This is a genomic window from Klebsiella sp. JB_Kp042 (genome assembly GCF_040065275.1).
Taxonomy (GTDB): domain Bacteria; phylum Pseudomonadota; class Gammaproteobacteria; order Enterobacterales; family Enterobacteriaceae; genus Klebsiella; species Klebsiella quasipneumoniae.
In genome coordinates this window covers 24,439-39,741 of record NZ_JBEAJL010000093.1, presented here as the reverse complement: position 1 = coordinate 39,741, position 15,303 = coordinate 24,439, and the positions used below count along the sequence as shown (strand labels likewise).

15 protein-coding genes are annotated in these 15,303 nt (G+C 65.1%); 14 read left to right on the top strand and 1 reads right to left on the bottom strand.

The genetic code is table 11. From position 1 onward, the window contains the following. Positions 1-27 precede the first annotated feature (27 nt). From nifK to nifM, 12 genes are all read left to right on the top strand, one after another. Positions 28-1,590, top strand: coding sequence for a nitrogenase molybdenum-iron protein subunit beta (gene nifK / locus ABLV54_RS17740; protein WP_048297850.1), 1,563 nt, complete (start codon positions 28-30; stop codon positions 1,588-1,590). A 39-nt stretch (positions 1,591-1,629) separates the two neighbouring features. Continuing rightward, the gene (gene nifT / locus ABLV54_RS17735; RefSeq protein ID WP_004203557.1) at positions 1,630-1,848 is read left to right on the top strand and encodes a putative nitrogen fixation protein NifT; all 219 of its coding nucleotides are present in this window, start codon (positions 1,630-1,632) and stop codon (positions 1,846-1,848) included. Positions 1,849-1,858: 10 nt separating this feature from the next. After that, positions 1,859-2,521: a NifB/NifX family molybdenum-iron cluster-binding protein gene (locus ABLV54_RS17730; RefSeq protein ID WP_087848922.1), complete on the top strand. Its 663-nt coding sequence runs from the start codon at positions 1,859-1,861 to the stop codon at positions 2,519-2,521. Positions 2,522-3,146: 625 nt separating this feature from the next. Then, a complete protein-coding gene (nifE, locus tag ABLV54_RS17725; RefSeq protein ID WP_032454924.1) occupies positions 3,147-4,520 on the top strand; it encodes a nitrogenase iron-molybdenum cofactor biosynthesis protein NifE in 1,374 nt (457 codons plus the stop codon). A gap of 9 nt (positions 4,521-4,529) precedes the next feature. Beyond that, complete coding sequence (gene nifN, locus ABLV54_RS17720) at positions 4,530-5,915, top strand: nitrogenase iron-molybdenum cofactor biosynthesis protein NifN (RefSeq protein ID WP_248860772.1); 1,386 nt, start codon at positions 4,530-4,532, stop codon at positions 5,913-5,915. Beyond that, positions 5,902-6,372, top strand: coding sequence for a NifB/NifX family molybdenum-iron cluster-binding protein (locus tag ABLV54_RS17715; RefSeq protein WP_248860771.1), 471 nt, complete (start codon positions 5,902-5,904; stop codon positions 6,370-6,372). Before nifN ends, ABLV54_RS17715 begins: the two co-directional genes overlap by 14 nt. A gap of 194 nt (positions 6,373-6,566) precedes the next feature. After that, positions 6,567-7,406, top strand: coding sequence for a Fe-S cluster assembly protein NifU (gene nifU, locus ABLV54_RS17710; protein ID WP_032454927.1), 840 nt, complete (start codon positions 6,567-6,569; stop codon positions 7,404-7,406). Between the two features lie 15 nt (positions 7,407-7,421). After that, positions 7,422-8,624, top strand: coding sequence for a cysteine desulfurase NifS (gene nifS / locus ABLV54_RS17705; RefSeq protein WP_044524059.1), 1,203 nt, complete (start codon positions 7,422-7,424; stop codon positions 8,622-8,624). Between the two features lie 15 nt (positions 8,625-8,639). Beyond that, positions 8,640-9,782 (top strand): homocitrate synthase, encoded by a 1,143-nt coding sequence (nifV, locus tag ABLV54_RS17700; protein ID WP_065812882.1) that lies wholly within the window; start codon positions 8,640-8,642, stop codon positions 9,780-9,782. A gap of 2 nt (positions 9,783-9,784) precedes the next feature. Beyond that, entirely contained in the window at positions 9,785-10,042 is a 258-nt protein-coding gene (locus tag ABLV54_RS17695; RefSeq protein ID WP_023290346.1) for a nitrogenase-stabilizing/protective protein NifW, read from the top strand. Beyond that, positions 10,039-10,482, top strand: coding sequence for a nitrogen fixation protein NifZ (locus tag ABLV54_RS17690; protein ID WP_023290347.1), 444 nt, complete (start codon positions 10,039-10,041; stop codon positions 10,480-10,482). Before ABLV54_RS17695 ends, ABLV54_RS17690 begins: the two co-directional genes overlap by 4 nt. Beyond that, positions 10,482-11,282 (top strand): nitrogen fixation protein NifM, encoded by an 801-nt coding sequence (gene nifM, locus ABLV54_RS17685; RefSeq protein WP_286129641.1) that lies wholly within the window; start codon positions 10,482-10,484, stop codon positions 11,280-11,282. The genes ABLV54_RS17690 and nifM overlap by 1 nt, the downstream gene beginning before the upstream one ends. Before the next feature lie 22 nt (positions 11,283-11,304). Here nifM and ABLV54_RS17680 read toward each other — a convergent pair whose 3' ends face one another. Next, the gene (locus tag ABLV54_RS17680; protein WP_023290349.1) at positions 11,305-11,835 is read right to left on the bottom strand and encodes a flavodoxin; all 531 of its coding nucleotides are present in this window, start codon (positions 11,833-11,835) and stop codon (positions 11,305-11,307) included. 319 nt (positions 11,836-12,154) lie between these two features. Between ABLV54_RS17680 and nifL the strand changes: the two genes are divergently transcribed. Both nifL and nifA read left to right on the top strand, forming a co-directional pair. Then, the gene (gene nifL, locus ABLV54_RS17675; protein ID WP_193125616.1) at positions 12,155-13,639 is read left to right on the top strand and encodes a nitrogen fixation negative regulator NifL; all 1,485 of its coding nucleotides are present in this window, start codon (positions 12,155-12,157) and stop codon (positions 13,637-13,639) included. Continuing rightward, positions 13,636-15,210, top strand: a complete 1,575-nt coding sequence (gene nifA / locus ABLV54_RS17670) for a nif-specific transcriptional activator NifA (protein WP_004203574.1) — start codon at positions 13,636-13,638, stop codon at positions 15,208-15,210. The genes nifL and nifA overlap by 4 nt, the downstream gene beginning before the upstream one ends. The last annotated feature ends 93 nt before the right edge of the window (positions 15,211-15,303 follow it).

The window sequence follows — 15,303 nt, the reverse complement described above, 5'->3', positions numbered from 1 at the left end:
CGATTTGTGGCGCGGGAGGAGAACACCATGAGCCAAACGATCGATAAAATTCACAGCTGTTATCCGCTGTTTGAACAGGATGAATACCAGACCCTGTTCCAGAACAAAAAGAGCCTTGAAGAGGCGCACGACGCGCAGCGCGTCCAGGAGGTATTTGCCTGGACCACCACCGCCGAGTATGAAGCGCTGAACTTCCAGCGCGAGGCTTTGACCGTCGACCCGGCCAAAGCCTGCCAGCCGCTCGGGGCGGTGCTCTGCGCGCTGGGGTTCGCCGGCACCCTGCCCTACGTCCACGGCTCTCAGGGCTGCGTCGCCTATTTCCGCACCTACTTTAACCGCCATTTTAAGGAGCCGGTGGCTTGCGTCTCCGACTCAATGACCGAGGACGCGGCGGTGTTCGGCGGCAACAACAACATGAATCTGGGCCTGCAGAATGCCAGCGCGTTGTATAAACCCGAGATTATCGCCGTCTCCACCACCTGCATGGCCGAGGTGATCGGCGACGATCTGCAGGCGTTTATCGCCAACGCCAAAAAAGAGGGATTTGTTGACGACAGTATCGCCATTCCTTACGCCCATACCCCCAGCTTTATCGGCAGCCATGTCACCGGCTGGGACAATATGTTCGAAGGGTTCGCGAAGACCTTTACCGCTGACTACGCCGGGCAGCCGGGCAAACTGCAAAAGCTCAATCTGGTGACCGGATTTGAGACCTATCTCGGCAACTTCCGCGTGCTGAAGCGGATGATGGCGCAGATGGATGTCCCCTGCAGCCTGCTCTCCGACCCTTCAGAGGTGCTCGACACCCCCGCCGACGGCCATTACCGGATGTACGCCGGCGGCACCAGCCAGCAGGAGATCAAAACCGCGCCGGACGCCATTGACACCCTGCTGCTGCAGCCGTGGCAGCTGGTGAAAAGCAAAAAGGTGGTTCAGGAGCTGTGGAATCAGCCCGCCACGGAGGTGGCCGTTCCGTTGGGTCTGGCCGCTACCGACGCGCTGCTGATGACCGTCAGTCAGCTGACCGGCAAACCGATCGCCGACGCCCTGACCCTTGAGCGCGGCCGGCTGGTGGACATGATGCTGGACTCCCACACCTGGCTGCACGGCAAAAAATTCGGCCTCTACGGCGATCCGGATTTCGTGATGGGCCTGACGCGCTTCCTGCTGGAGCTGGGCTGCGAGCCGACGGTGATCCTCAGCCATAACGCCAATAAACGCTGGCAAAAGGCGATGAAGAAAATGCTCGACGCCTCGCCGTACGGCCAGGACAGCGAAGTATTCATCAACTGCGACCTGTGGCACTTCCGGTCGCTGATGTTCACCCGTCAGCCGGACTTTATGATCGGTAACTCCTACGGCAAGTTTATCCAGCGCGATACCCTGGCGAAGGGCAAAGCCTTCGAAGTGCCGCTGATCCGTCTCGGCTTTCCGCTGTTCGACCGCCATCATCTGCACCGCCAGACCACCTGGGGCTATGAAGGCGCGATGAACATCGTCACGACGCTGGTGAACGCCGTGCTGGAAAAACTGGACCACGACACCAGCCAGCTGGGCAAAACCGATTACAGCTTCGACCTCGTTCGTTAACCATCAGGCGCCCCGCCGCAGGCGGGGCCAGGAGGGAGTATGCCCATCGTGATTTTCCGTGAGCGCGGCGAGGCGCTGTATGCCTATATCGCCAAACAGGATCTGGAGGCCCGGGTGCTTCAGGTCGAACATGACGAGACGGACCGCTGGGGCGGCGCGATTGCCCTTGAAGGGGGACGTCGCTACTACGTCAATCCGCAGCCGGGGCGGCCGGTCTTTCCGATAAGCCTGCGCGCCACCCGCAGCACGCTGCTATAAGGAGCTGGAAATGTCCGATAACGATACCCTTTTCTGGCGTCTGCTGGCGCTGTTCCAGACGCTGCCGGAGCTGCAGCCGGTGCAAGTCGTCGACTGGCTGGCGCAGGAGTGCGGCGAAACCTTGACCCCGGAACGGTTAACCACCCTGACGCAGCCTCAGCTGGCCGCCAGCTTTCCTTCGGCGACGGCGGTGATGTCCCCGGCCCGCTGGGCGCGGGTCATCGCCTGCCTGCAGGGGGCGCTGCCCGGCCATTTGCGCATCGCCCGGTCACCCCAGCGGACACCGCAGCTGCGGGTCGCCTTCTGTTCACAGGATGGCCTGGTCATCAATGGTCATTTTGGCCAGAACCGGCTGTTTTTTATCTATGCCTTCGATGACCAGGGCGGCTGGCTGGCGGATCTGCGCCGCTATGCCTCCCCTTCGGCGACGTCTGACGCCAGCGAGATGCGCGCCAGGCTGCTGGAGGATTGCCATTTGCTGTTTTGCCAGGAGATTGGCGGGCCTGCCGCCGCGAGGTTGATCCGCCATCAGATCCATCCGATGAAAGCGCCGCCGGGCACGACGATCCAGGCCCAGTGCGAGGCGATTAATACGCTGCTGGCCGGTCGGCTGCCGCCGTGGCTAGCGAAGCGCCTCAACCGGGATAACCCTCTGGAGGAACGTGTTTTTTAATCGTTGTGTTGTGCTTGTTGCCCGCCGACCCCGCGGGCCTTTTTTTGCCCCTGCAGGGGACATCCTTTCTTTCAGCCAGACAAGCGCCTGAGGACAGGGACATCCTTTCTTTCAGCAAGGCAAGCGCCGCAGGACAGGGACAAAAGTGACAGCGGGGGGTTAGGCGCATCAGGAAAATTGGCGAGAACGCAGGCGCGCATCCAGGACTGGCCGCCAGGACGGCGGCCAGAGGGCGGTCGAGACAGGGATGTCGAGTCCGCCCGTTCCGCCAGATGAAGCCGGAGTGGAGCGGACCGCGCAGCGGCAATTTTCAGCGCCATGCGGGGGGTCATGGGGGGCGGGCGAAACGCCCCCCATGCCGTTCACCCGCAGAGGGCGCGATGAAATAGAGAGGAAGGTTGGTGAACGGAATATTCCACCTTATCGACGCTTCCCGTCATTCGCCAATATGCGGCAATACTGTCACGGTAAATCCAGTCATCAGGGGATAATCCACGCCTCCCCCCTGTCTGATTGTTGCCTTTGTCGCAAAGCCCACAACCCTTTTTCCTTAAAAATCAACCCCCCTCTCCCTGGAGCGCGAATTGCATCACCTCCCCGGTCTCCCACCGTCAACGAGGTCACTATGAAGGGAAAGGAAATTCTGGCGCTGCTGGACGAACCCGCCTGCGAGCACAACCAGAAGCAAAAATCCGGCTGCAGCGCCCCTAAGCCCGGCGCCACCGCCGGCGGCTGCGCCTTCGACGGCGCGCAGATAACGCTCCTGCCCATCGCCGATGTCGCGCACCTGGTGCACGGCCCTATCGGCTGCGCGGGAAGCTCGTGGGATAACCGCGGCAGCGTCAGCGCCGGCCCGGCCCTCAACCGGCTCGGCTTTACCACCGATCTCAACGAACAGGATGTGATTATGGGCCGCGGCGAACGCCGCCTGTTCCATGCCGTCCGTCACATCGTCGACCGCTATCGCCCGGCGGCGGTCTTTATCTACAACACCTGCGTACCGGCGATGGAAGGCGATGACATTGAGGCGGTGTGCCAGGCCGCGCAGACCGCCACCGGCGTCCCGGTCATCGCCATTGACGCCGCCGGCTTCTACGGCAGCAAAAATCTTGGCAACCGGATGGCGGGCGACGTGATGCTCAGGCAGGTGATTGGCCAGCGCGAACCCGCCCCATGGCCGGACAACACGCCCTTTGCCCCGGCTCAGCGCCACGATATCGGCCTGATTGGCGAATTCAATATCGCCGGCGAGTTCTGGCAGGTCCAGCCGCTGCTCGACGAGCTGGGGATCCGCGTCCTCGGCAGCCTCTCCGGCGACGGCCGCTTTGCCGAGATCCAGACCCTGCACCGGGCGCAGGCCAATATGCTGGTGTGCTCGCGAGCGCTGATCAACGTCGCCCGGGGGCTGGAGCTACGCTACGGCACGCCGTGGTTTGAAGGCAGCTTCTACGGGATCCGCGCCACCTCCGACGCCTTGCGCCAGCTGGCGGCGCTGCTGGGGGATGACGACCTGTGCCGCCGCACCGAGGCACTGATCGCCCGCGAGGAGCGAGCAGCGGAGCAGGCGCTAGCGCCGTGGCGCGAGCAGCTCCGCGGGCGCAAAGTGCTGCTCTATACCGGCGGCGTGAAATCCTGGTCGGTGGTCTCGGCCCTGCAGGATCTCGGCATGACCGTGGTGGCCACCGGCACGCGGAAATCCACCGAGGAGGACAAACAGCGGATCCGGGAGCTGATGGGCGACGAGGCGGTGATGCTTGAGGAGGGCAACGCCCGCACCCTGCTCGACGTGGTGTACCGCTATCAGGCGGATCTGATGATCGCCGGCGGACGCAATATGTACACCGCCTGGAAAGCCCGGCTGCCGTTCCTCGATATCAATCAGGAGCGGGAGCACGCCTACGCTGGCTACCAGGGCATCATCACCCTCGCCCGCCAGCTCTGTCTGACCCTCGCCAGCCCCGTCTGGCCGCAAACGCATGCCCGCGCCCCGTGGCGCTAGGAGAACACCATGGCAGACCTTATCCGTAGCGAAAAACCGCTGGCGGTGAGCCCGATTAAAACCGGGCAACCGCTCGGGGCGATCCTCGCCAGCCTTGGGCTGGCCCAGGCCATCCCGCTGGTCCATGGCGCCCAGGGCTGCAGCGCCTTCGCCAAAGTTTTCTTTATTCAGCATTTTCATGACCCGGTGCCCCTGCAGTCGACGGCCATGGATCCGACCGCCACGATCATGGGCGCCGACGGCAATATCTTCACCGCGCTCGACACCCTCTGCCAGCGCCACAGTCCGCAGGCCATTGTGCTGCTCAGCACCGGACTGGCGGAGGCGCAGGGCAGCGATATCGCCCGGGTGGTACGCCAGTTTCGCGAGGCGCATCCCCGCCATAACGGCGTGGCGATCCTCACCGTCAACACCCCGGATTTTTTTGGCTCCATGGAAAACGGCTACAGCGCGGTGATCGAGAGCATCATCGAGCAGTGGGTGGCGCCGACGCCGCGTCCGGGGCAGCGGCCCCGGCGGGTCAACCTGCTGGTCAGCCACCTCTGTTCGCCAGGGGATATCGAATGGCTGAGCCGCTGCGTGGAGGCCTTTGGCCTGCAGCCGGTGGTCCTGCCGGACCTCTCCCTGTCGATGGATGGCCACCTGGGTCAGGGGGATTTTACGCCCCTGACCCAGGGCGGCGCCTCGCTGCGCCAGATTGCGCAGATGGGCCAGAGTCTGGGCAGCTTCGCCATCGGCGTGTCGCTGCAGCGGGCGGCATCGCTCCTGAGCCAGCGCAGCCGCGGAGAGGTGATCGCCCTGCCGCACCTGATGACCCTCGACCACTGCGATACCTTTATCCATCAGCTGGCGAAGCTGTCCGGGCGCCGCGTACCGGCCTGGATTGAGCGCCAGCGCGGCCAGCTGCAGGACGCGATGATCGACTGCCATATGTGGCTGCAGGGCCAGCGCATGGCGATGGCCGCGGAGGGCGACCTGCTGGCGGCCTGGTGTGATTTCGCCCGCAGCCAGGGGATACAGCCCGGCCCGCTGGTCGCCCCCACCAGCCACCCCAGCCTGCGCCAGCTGCCGGTCGAGCGGGTGGTGCCGGGGGATCTGGAGGATCTCCAGCAGCTGCTGAGCCACCAACCCGCCGATCTGCTGGTGGCTAACTCTCACGCCCGCGATCTGGCGGAGCAGTTTGCCCTGCCGCTGATCCGCGTCGGCTTTCCCCTTTTCGATCGGCTCGGCGAGTTTCGCCGGGTTCGCCAGGGGTACGCCGGCATGCGCGACACGCTGTTTGAACTGGCCAATCTACTGCGCGACCGCCATCACCACACCGCCCTCTACCGATCGCCGCTTCGCCAGGGCGCCGACCCCCAGCAAGCTCCAGGAGACGATTATGCCGCCCATTAACCGTCAGTTTGAGATGGTCGACGCCGACGAGTGGTCGATGAAAGTCGCCTTCGCCAGCTCCGATTACCGTCATGTCGATCAGCATTTTGGCGCCACGCCGCGGCTGGTGGTCTACGGCGTCAAGGCGGATCGGGTCACCCTGCTGCGGGTGGTGGAATTCCCGGTCGTCAGCGGCCATCAGACCGAGAAAATTGCCGAGCGCATCCACGCCCTGGAGGATTGCGTCACCCTGTTCTGCGTGGCGATTGGCGAGGCGGTTTTTCGCCAGCTGCTGCAGGTGGGCGTCCGCGCCGAACGGGTTCCCGACCAGACCACCATCCTCGGCTTACTGCAGGAGATCCAGCTCTCCTGGCATGAAAAAGCGCAGCGCCGCAGCGCGCGGCAACGCGATCCGCAGCGCTTTAACCGCCTGCTGGAAGAGCAGACGTGGCGGGAGGAGCCCGACCCGCAGCCCTGAGCCTGTCGTTTATGTGACAAAGCCCACAAAACGCCACAACAGTGTCGGCTCTGTCGGGGGCGGTTAACCCGCCAGGTCATTAACAAATAAGGTTTTTATGCGTTGGTACCGCAATTGCTTGGGGAACAGTACCACCGCCAGTCTACGGTGCACCGCGCCCCGGCGTTTTCGTCATCATCCCTGGAGCTGACAGCATGTGGAACTACTCCGAGAAAGTGAAAGACCATTTTTTTCATCCCCGCAACGCGCGCGTGGTCGACAACGCCAACGCGGTGGGCGATGTGGGTTCATTAAGCTGCGGCGATGCGCTGCGCCTGATGCTGCGGGTTGATCCGCACACCGAGATCATCGAGGAGGCCGGCTTCCAGACCTTCGGCTGCGGCAGCGCCATCGCCTCCTCTTCCGCGCTGACGGAGCTGATTATCGGCCACACCCTGACCGAAGCCGGGCAGATCACCAACCAGCAGATCGCCGACTACCTCGACGGCCTGCCGCCGGAGAAAATGCACTGCTCGGTGATGGGCCAGGAGGCGCTGCGTGCGGCTATCGCCCATTTTCGCGGCGAAAGCCTTGAGGAGGAGCATGAGGAGGGCAAGCTGATCTGTAAATGCTTCGGCGTCGACGAAGGACATATTCGCCGGGCCGTGGTGAACAACGGCCTGACCACCCTCGAGGAGGTGATCAACTACACCAAGGCCGGCGGGGGCTGTACCGCCTGCCATGAAAAAATTGAGCTGGCGCTGGCGGCGATCCTCGCCCAACAGCCGCCCGCCCCCCTGCCGGCGGAGACGGCCCACGATGCGCAGTGGCAAAGCGTGGTCGATACCATCAACGAGCTGCGCCCGCACATTCAGGCCGACGGCGGCGACATGACGCTGGTGAGCGTCACCCCGCGCCAGGTCACCGTCAGCCTCTCCGGCAGCTGCAGCGGCTGCATGATGACCGACATGACCCTCGCCTGGCTGCAGCAAAAGCTGATGGAGCGCACCGGAAGTTACATGGACGTGGTGGCGGCCCCGGCCGCGGTTAACTAACCCCAGGGGGACACAATGAAACCTGTTTATCTCGATAACAACGCCACCACCCGTCTCGACCCGATGGTTCTCGACGCGATGATGCCCTTTTTGACCGACTTTTACGGCAATCCCTCGTCGATTCACGATTTTGGTCTGCCGGCGCAGGCCGCCCTTGAACGGGCGCACCAGCAGGTGGCCGCTCTGCTCGGGGCCGACTACCCCAGCGAGATCATTTTTACCTCCTGCGCCACCGAGGCCACGACCACCGCCATCGCCTCAGCGGTGGCCCTGATGCCGGAGCGGCGCGAGATCATCACCAGCGCGGTCGAACATCCCGCCACCCTGGCGGTGTGCGAACAGCTGGAGCGCCAGGGATACCTGATCCACCGTATCGCCGTGGATCGGCAGGGCGCTCTGGATATGGCGCAGTTTCGGGCGGCGCTTAGCCCACGCGTGGCGCTGGTCAGCATCATGTGGGCCAATAACGAAACCGGCGTCATGTTCCCGGTGCCCGAGCTGGCGGAGCTGGCCCATGAGCAGGGCGCGCTGTTTCACTGCGACGCCGTGCAGGTGGTGGGCAAAATCCCGATGGCGCTCAGCCAGACGCGGATCGATATGCTCTCCTGCTCGGCGCATAAATTCCACGGCCCCAAAGGGGTGGGCTGCCTCTGGCTGCGGCGGGGAACGCGTTTTCGCCCGCTGCTGCGCGGCGGCCACCAGGCGCATGGCCGGCGGGCCGGGACGGAAAATATCAGCGGCATTGTCGGCATGGGCGCCGCCAGCGAGCTGGCGCAGGTTCACCTCCCGGGCATGGCGCAGATCAGCCAGCTGCGCGATCGCCTTGAACATCATCTCCTGAGCGCCATTCCGGCGGTAACGGTGATGGGCGGCAGCCAGCCGCGGGTGCCCGGCACGCTTAATCTGGCCTTCGAGTGCATTGAAGGCGAGGCGATCCTGCTGCTGATGAATCAGGCCGGGATCGCCGCCTCCAGCGGCAGCGCCTGCACCTCCGGCTCGCTGGAGCCGTCACACGTCATGCGGGCGATGAATATCCCTTACACCGCGGCCCACGGCACCGTTCGCTTCTCCCTCTCGCGCTACACCCGGGAAAAAGAGATCGACTATGTCATCGCCGCCCTGCCTCCTGTTATCGACCGGCTGCGCGCCCTGTCGCCCTACTGGCGAAACGGCCAGCCGCTCCTGCAGGATGGCGCCTTCGCGCCGGTCTTCGGTTAAGACGGAGAGACGACAATGGGACGCGTACTGATCAATGACACCACCCTGCGCGATGGCGAACAGAGTCCCGGCGTGGCCTTCCAGGCCAGCGAAAAAATCGCCATCGCCGAGGCGCTGTACGCGGCGGGGATCGAGGCGCTGGAGGTCGGCACCCCGGCGATGGGCGAGGAGGAGTGCGCCCGTATCCGGCTGGTGCGCCGTCAGCTCCCGGGCGCCACGCTGATGACCTGGTGCCGGATGCAGGCCGGCGAAATTCGCCTGAGCGCCGAGCTGGGCATGGACTGGGTGGATATATCCATCCCCGCCTCCGACAAGCTGCGGCAGTACAAACTGCGCGAGAGCTTACCGCTGCTGCTGGAGCGGCTGACGGGTCTGATCCACCTCGCCCATACCCTTGGCCTGAAGGTCTGCATTGGCTGTGAGGACGCCTCGCGGGCCAGCGACGCGACGCTACGGGATATTGCCCGGCAGGCCGGCGAGGCGGGGGCTGCCCGTCTGCGCTATGCCGACACCGTCGGTATCCTCGACCCGTTTACCACCGCGGCGCAGATCGCCGCCCTGCGTAACGTCTGGCCCGGCGAACTCGAGATGCACGCCCATAACGATCTCGGGCTGGCCACCGCCAACACCCTCGCGGCGGTACGCGCCGGGGCCACCAGCGTGAACACCACCGTGCTGGGCCTGGGCGAACGGGCGGGCAACGCGGCGCTGGAAACGGTGGCGCTTGGGCTGGAGCGCTGCCTGGGCGTCGAGACTGGGGTGCGTTTCACCGCCCTGCCGGCGCTGTGCGAACAGGTGGCCCTCGCCACCCGCCGCCCTGTCGATCCCCAGCAGCCGCTGGTGGGCGAGCTGGTTTTTACCCATGAGTCCGGCGTGCACGTCGCGGCGCTGCTGCGCGACAGCGAGAGCTATCAGGCGATCGACCCCGCCCTGCTGGGCCGCGGCTATCGGCTGGTGCTGGGCAAACACTCCGGTCGCCAGGCGGTTAACGGCGTCTTCGACCGGATGGGCTATCACCTGACGTCAGCGCAAATTGACCAGCTGCTGCCGGCGCTCCGCCACTTTGCGGAAACCGGCAAACGCAGCCCGCGGGATGAAGAGCTGGCGGCAATCTATCACGCGCTCTGCGGCGCCGAAACGCTGCAGGCCAGGGGGTAAGCATGGAGTGGTTTTATCAGATCCCCGGCGTAGACGACCTGCGCTCCGCCGACGCCTTCTTTCAGTTTTTCGCCGTTCCCTACCAGCCCGAGCGTCTGGCCCATTGCAGCCTGCCGGTGCTGGCCGCCTTTCACCGCAAGCTGCGGGCGGAAGTGCCCCTGCTCAACCAGCTGGAGGAGAACCCGCGCGCCCACTGGCTGCTGGCGCGCCGGCTGCTGGCGGAGAGTTATCAGCAGCAGTTCGAGGAGAACACGCCATGAGACCCACATTTACCTTTAGCGAAGCGGTCCGCGTCGTGCGCGCCATCCGTAACGATGGCACCTATGCGGGCCTGCCGTCCGGCGCCCTGCTGGTGCGCCGGGGCAGCATCGGCTATGTCCGCGACTGGGGGGTATTCTTGCAGGACCAGGTCATCTACCAGGTCCACTTCCCGGAGAGCGACCGGATCGTCGGCTGCCGCGAACAGGAGCTGATTGCCGGCGATCGTCCCTGGCTGGCGGGGAATCTGCAGTATGGCGATAACGTCACCTGCCAGACGGCGCTGACGTTGCAGGGCGAAGTGGTGGTCAACGTCGGTCAGCAGGGGCGTATTGAGGCCACCGATCGGGGCGAGCGCGGGGACGGCTATATCGTCGACTTCGGCGGCCGCTGGTTCCAGGTTCCGGTGACCGCGCTGGCCCTGGCAGAGGAGGAAGAATAATGCAGCCATGGCAACGATTTGGCCGGCGGCGGCTGGCGCAGAGCCGCTGGAACTGCGAACCGGCGGCCATCGCCGCGGCGGACCGGGAGGCCTTCGAGGCGGCCTGGCAGCGTCAGGCCCGCGTGGAGCAGGCGCTGGTCGCCGAGGTCGCGGCGGAGGCGATCCCCGCCGCGCTACGGGAAGGCCTCGCCGCTTCGCTGCGCCTCTGGCTGGATGAGGGCGGATTTACGCCGCCGGAGCGGGCGGCGATCGTCCTGCACCATGCCCGGCTGGAAACCGCCTTCGCCGGGATTGCCAGCCAGGCGCCGCTGCCGGATCCCGCCGCGGTGCAGGCGTGGTATCTGCGGCATCAGGCGCAGTTTATGCGCCCGGAACAGCGGTTGACCCGCCATCTGCTGCTCACCGTCGATGGCGATGAGCAGGCGGTTTACTCGCGCATCCACGCGCTTCATGGGCAAATCGCGGCCTCCCGCGAGGCGTTTGCGCCGCTGGCCCAGCGACACTCCCACTGCCCGAGCGCGCTGGACGGCGGGCGACTGGGGTGGATCGGGCGGGGGTTGCTCTATCCGCAGCTGGAGGAGGCCCTGTTTGCGCTGACGGAAAATGCGCTGAGCGCGCCGGTGGCCAGCGAGCTGGGCTGGCACCTGGTATGGTGCGAAGCCATCCGCCCCGCCGCGCCGATGACGCCTGAACAGGCGCTGGAAAGCGCCCGCGATTACCTTAATCAACAGAGCCAGCGCCGCCACCAGCGCCAGTGGCTGGCTGAGATGTTAGCGCGCCAGCCGGGGCTGTGCGGGTAGCCGACAGGCCACCCGCCAGCGTCTACAGCAAGTGCGGTTTGATCTCCTCAAGCCAGGTCGCCAGACGCGTTTCGGTCTCGTCGAACTGGTTATCCTGGTCCAGCACCAGCCCGACAAACCGCTCCCCCTCCAGCGCCGATGAGGCGCTGAACTCATACCCCTCGTTCGGCCAGCTGCCGATCATCGTCGCCCCGCGAGCGCGCAGGGCGTCGTACAGCGGCCGCAGCCCGCTGGCGAAGTTATCGGGATAGCCGCGCTGATCGCCGAGGCCAAACAGCGCCACCGTTTTTCCCTGCAGGCTGACGTCGCCGAGGTTGCGGATAAACTCGGCCCACGACTCGCTCTCGCCCCCGGCCTCAAGGCCCGGCAGCTGGCCGTCGCCCAGCGTCGGCGTGCCCAGCAGCAGGGCCGGGTAGGCCAGCAGGTCCGCCAGCGTGGCGCGGTTAATATTGACCGGGGCGGCGGCGGCCTCCCCCAGCTGCTTGTGGATCAGTTTCGCGATCTTGCGGGTTTTACCGGTATCGGTGCCAAAGAAAATGCCAATGTTCGCCATAGTACGCTCCTGTCGGAATGGTGTCGGAAATAGGGATTACCGCAGGGGTATTGCGAAGGCTGTGCCAGGTTGCCCTGCACCGTGACGGCCCATCCCTGCCCCATCAGGATCGCTTCCCGCCGCCGCAGCGCCCGCGCAAGGCGCCCCCGGCGGGCCGAAAGGTAAAAATCAGCGGATTTTCCCCCTGTCGGATCAATGTTTCGTTCGGTCGTTTCGATAAGGGCGCACCGTTTGCATGGTTATCCGGGTTCGGCTCAGCCCGCCGCGATCCGCGCAGGGTGTCGGACAATTTGTCATAACTGCGACACAGGAGTTTGCGATGACCCTGAATATGATGCTCGATAACGCCGCGCCGGAAGCCATCGCCGGCGCGCTGACTCAACAACATCCGGGGCTGTTTTTTACCATGGTGGAACAGGCCTCAGTGGCGATTTCCCTCACCGACGCCAGCGCCAGGATCATCTACGCCAACCCGGCGTTTTGCCGCCAGACCGGCTATTCGCTGGCGCAATTGTTAAATCAGAACCCGCGCCTGCTGGCCAGCAGCCAGACGCCGCGCGAGATCTATCAGGAGATGTGGCATACCCTGCTCCAGCGTCAGCCGTGGCGCGGCCAGCTGATTAACCAGCGGCGGGACGGCGGCCTGTACCTGGTGGAGATTGACATCACTCCGGTGCTCAGTCCGCAAGGGGAACTGGAGCATTATCTGGCGATGCAGCGGGATATCAGCGTCAGCTATACCCTGGAGCAGCGGCTGCGCAACCATATGACCCTGATGGAGGCGGTGCTGAATAATATTCCCGCCGCCGTGGTGGTAGTGGACGAGCAGGATCGGGTGGTGATGGACAACCTTGCCTATAAAACCTTCTGCGCCGACTGCGGCGGCCGGGAGCTGCTCACCGAGCTGCAGGTCTCCCCAGGCCGGATGACGCCAGGCGTGGAGCAGATCCTGCCGGTGGCGATCCGCGGGGCCGCGCGCTGGCTGTCGGTGACCTGCTGGCCGCTGCCCGGCGTCAGCGAAGAGGCCAGCCGCTACTTTATCGACAGCGCCCTGGCGCGAACCCTGGTGGTGATCGCCGACTGTACCCAGCAGCGCCAGCAGCAGGAGCAGGGCCGCCTCGACCGGCTGAAGCAGCAAATGACCGCCGGCAAGCTGCTGGCGGCGATCCGCGAGTCGCTGGACGCCGCGCTGATCCAGCTGAACTGCCCGATTAACATGCTGGCGGCGGCCCGTCGGCTGAACGGCGAGAGCAGCGGCAACGTGGCGCTGGAGGCCGCCTGGCGCGAAGGGGAAGAGGCGATGGCCCGGCTCCAGCGCTGTCGCCCGTCGCTGGATCTCGAAAACCCCGCCGTCTGGCCGCTGCAGCCCTTTTTCGACGATCTGTGCGCCCTCTACCGCACCCGCTTCGATGCCGAGGGGCTGCAGCTGGACATGGCCTCGCCGCATCTGATCGGCTTTGGCCAGCGCACTCAGCTGCTGGCGTGCTTAAGCCTGTGGTTCGACCGCACCCTGGCCCTCGCCGCCGAGCTGCCTTCCGTCCCGCTGGCGATGCAGCTCTATGCCGAGGAAAACGACGGCTGGCTGGCGCTGTACCTGACCGACAACGTGCCGCTGCTGCAGGTGCGCTACGCCCACTCCCCCGACGCGCTGAACTCGCCGGGCAAAGGCATGGAGCTGCGGCTGATCCAGACCCTGGTGGCGCACCATCGCGGGGCCATCGAGCTGGCTTCCCGGCCGCAGGGCGGCACCTGCCTGACCCTGCGTTTCCCGCTGTTTAACACTCTGACCGGAGGTGAAGCATGATCCCCGAATCCGACCCGGACACCACCGTCAGACGCTTCGATCTCTCTCAGCAGTTCACCGCCATGCAGCGGATAAGCGTGGTGCTGAGCCGCGCCACCGAGGCCAGCAAAACGCTGCAGGAGGTGCTCAGCGTATTGCACAACGATGCCTTTATGCAGCACGGGATGATCTGTCTGTACGACAGCGAGCAGGAAATCCTCAGTATCGAAGCGCTGCAGCAAACCGAGCAGCAGACTCTCCCCGGCAGCGCGCAGATCCGCTATCGTCCCGGCGAGGGGCTGGTGGGGACGGTGCTGGCCCAGGGGCAATCGCTGGTGCTGCCCCGGGTCGCCGACGATCAGCGTTTTCTCGACCGCCTGAGCCTCTACGATTACGATCTGCCGTTTATCGCCGTGCCGCTAATGGGGCCCAACGCCCGGCCCATGGGCGTGCTGGCGGCCCAGCCGATGGCGCGCCAGGAAGAGCGGCTGCCGGCCTGCACCCGCTTTCTCGAAACCGTCGCCAACCTCATCGCCCAGACCATCCGGCTGATGATCCTCCCGGCCTCCGCCACCCTGCCGGGCCGCCAGCCGCCGAAGGTGGAACGGCCGCCGGCCTGCTCGTCGTCGCGCGGGGTGGGCCTTGACAATATGGTCGGCAAGAGCCCGGCGATGCGCCAGATCGTGGAGGTGATCCGCCAGGTTTCGCGCTGGGACACCACTGTGCTGGTACGCGGCGAAAGCGGCACCGGGAAAGAGCTGATCGCCAATGCCATCCACCACCATTCCCCGCGGGCTGGCGCCGCCTTCGTCAAATTTAACTGCGCGGCGCTGCCGGACAACCTGCTGGAAAGCGAACTGTTCGGCCATGAAAAAGGCGCCTTTACCGGGGCGGTGCGCCAGCGTAAGGGGCGTTTTGAGCTGGCGGATGGCGGCACCCTGTTCCTCGACGAGATTGGCGAAAGCAGCGCCTCGTTCCAGGCTAAGCTGCTGCGCATCCTGCAGGAGGGAGAGATGGAGCGGGTCGGCGGCGATGAGACCCTGCGGGTGAATGTCCGCATCATCGCCGCCACCAACCGCCACCTGGAGGAGGAGGTCCGGTTGGGCCACTTCCGCGAGGATCTTTACTATCGCCTGAACGTGATGCCCATCGCCCTGCCTCCGCTGCGCGAGCGTCAGGAGGACATCGCCGAGCTGGCGCACTTTCTGGTGCGCAAAATTGGCCAGCATCAAGGGCGCACGCTGCGGATCAGCGAGGGGGCGATCCGTCTGTTGATGGAGTACAGCTGGCCGGGCAATGTTCGCGAACTGGAGAACTGCCTCGAACGATCGGCGGTGATGTCCGAGAGCGGCCTGATCGATCGCGACGTGATCCTCTTCACCCACCAGGAACGTCCGGCCAAAGCCCTGCCCGCCAGCGGGCCGGCGGAAGACAGCTGGCTGGACAACAGCCTGGACGAACGCCAGCGGCTGATCGCCGCGCTGGAAAAAGCCGGCTGGGTGCAGGCCAAGGCGGCGCGGCTGCTGGGGATGACGCCGCGCCAGGTCGCCTACCGGATCCAGATCATGGATATCACCCTGCCGCGTCTGTAAGCCACGGTGTCAGGTTCAGGACATTGTCGCCTGCGCGGCGGGAACGCGACAATATTTTGCCGCAGGGATGCGGAATAACACCTTTCTTTTCAG

What these genes read in the sequence shown, in the direction of transcription:
- nifK (WP_048297850.1), top strand. Translation starts at nt 28, where the DNA reads ATGAGCCAAACGATCGATAAAATTCACAGCTGTTATCCGCTGTTTGAA.
- nifT (WP_004203557.1), top strand. Translation starts at nt 1,630, where the DNA reads ATGCCCATCGTGATTTTCCGTGAGCGCGGCGAGGCGCTGTATGCCTAT.
- nifA (WP_004203574.1), top strand. Translation starts at nt 13,636, where the DNA reads ATGATCCCCGAATCCGACCCGGACACCACCGTCAGACGCTTCGATCTC.
- nifM (WP_286129641.1), top strand. Translation starts at nt 10,482, where the DNA reads ATGCAGCCATGGCAACGATTTGGCCGGCGGCGGCTGGCGCAGAGCCGC.
- nifU (WP_032454927.1), top strand. Translation starts at nt 6,567, where the DNA reads ATGTGGAACTACTCCGAGAAAGTGAAAGACCATTTTTTTCATCCCCGC.
- ABLV54_RS17690 (WP_023290347.1), top strand. Translation starts at nt 10,039, where the DNA reads ATGAGACCCACATTTACCTTTAGCGAAGCGGTCCGCGTCGTGCGCGCC.
- nifS (WP_044524059.1), top strand. Translation starts at nt 7,422, where the DNA reads ATGAAACCTGTTTATCTCGATAACAACGCCACCACCCGTCTCGACCCG.
- nifE (WP_032454924.1), top strand. Translation starts at nt 3,147, where the DNA reads ATGAAGGGAAAGGAAATTCTGGCGCTGCTGGACGAACCCGCCTGCGAG.
- nifN (WP_248860772.1), top strand. Translation starts at nt 4,530, where the DNA reads ATGGCAGACCTTATCCGTAGCGAAAAACCGCTGGCGGTGAGCCCGATT.
- ABLV54_RS17695 (WP_023290346.1), top strand. Translation starts at nt 9,785, where the DNA reads ATGGAGTGGTTTTATCAGATCCCCGGCGTAGACGACCTGCGCTCCGCC.
- ABLV54_RS17730 (WP_087848922.1), top strand. Translation starts at nt 1,859, where the DNA reads ATGTCCGATAACGATACCCTTTTCTGGCGTCTGCTGGCGCTGTTCCAG.
- ABLV54_RS17680 (WP_023290349.1), bottom strand. Translation starts at nt 11,835, where the DNA reads ATGGCGAACATTGGCATTTTCTTTGGCACCGATACCGGTAAAACCCGC.
- ABLV54_RS17715 (WP_248860771.1), top strand. Translation starts at nt 5,902, where the DNA reads ATGCCGCCCATTAACCGTCAGTTTGAGATGGTCGACGCCGACGAGTGG.
- nifL (WP_193125616.1), top strand. Translation starts at nt 12,155, where the DNA reads ATGACCCTGAATATGATGCTCGATAACGCCGCGCCGGAAGCCATCGCC.
- nifV (WP_065812882.1), top strand. Translation starts at nt 8,640, where the DNA reads ATGGGACGCGTACTGATCAATGACACCACCCTGCGCGATGGCGAACAG.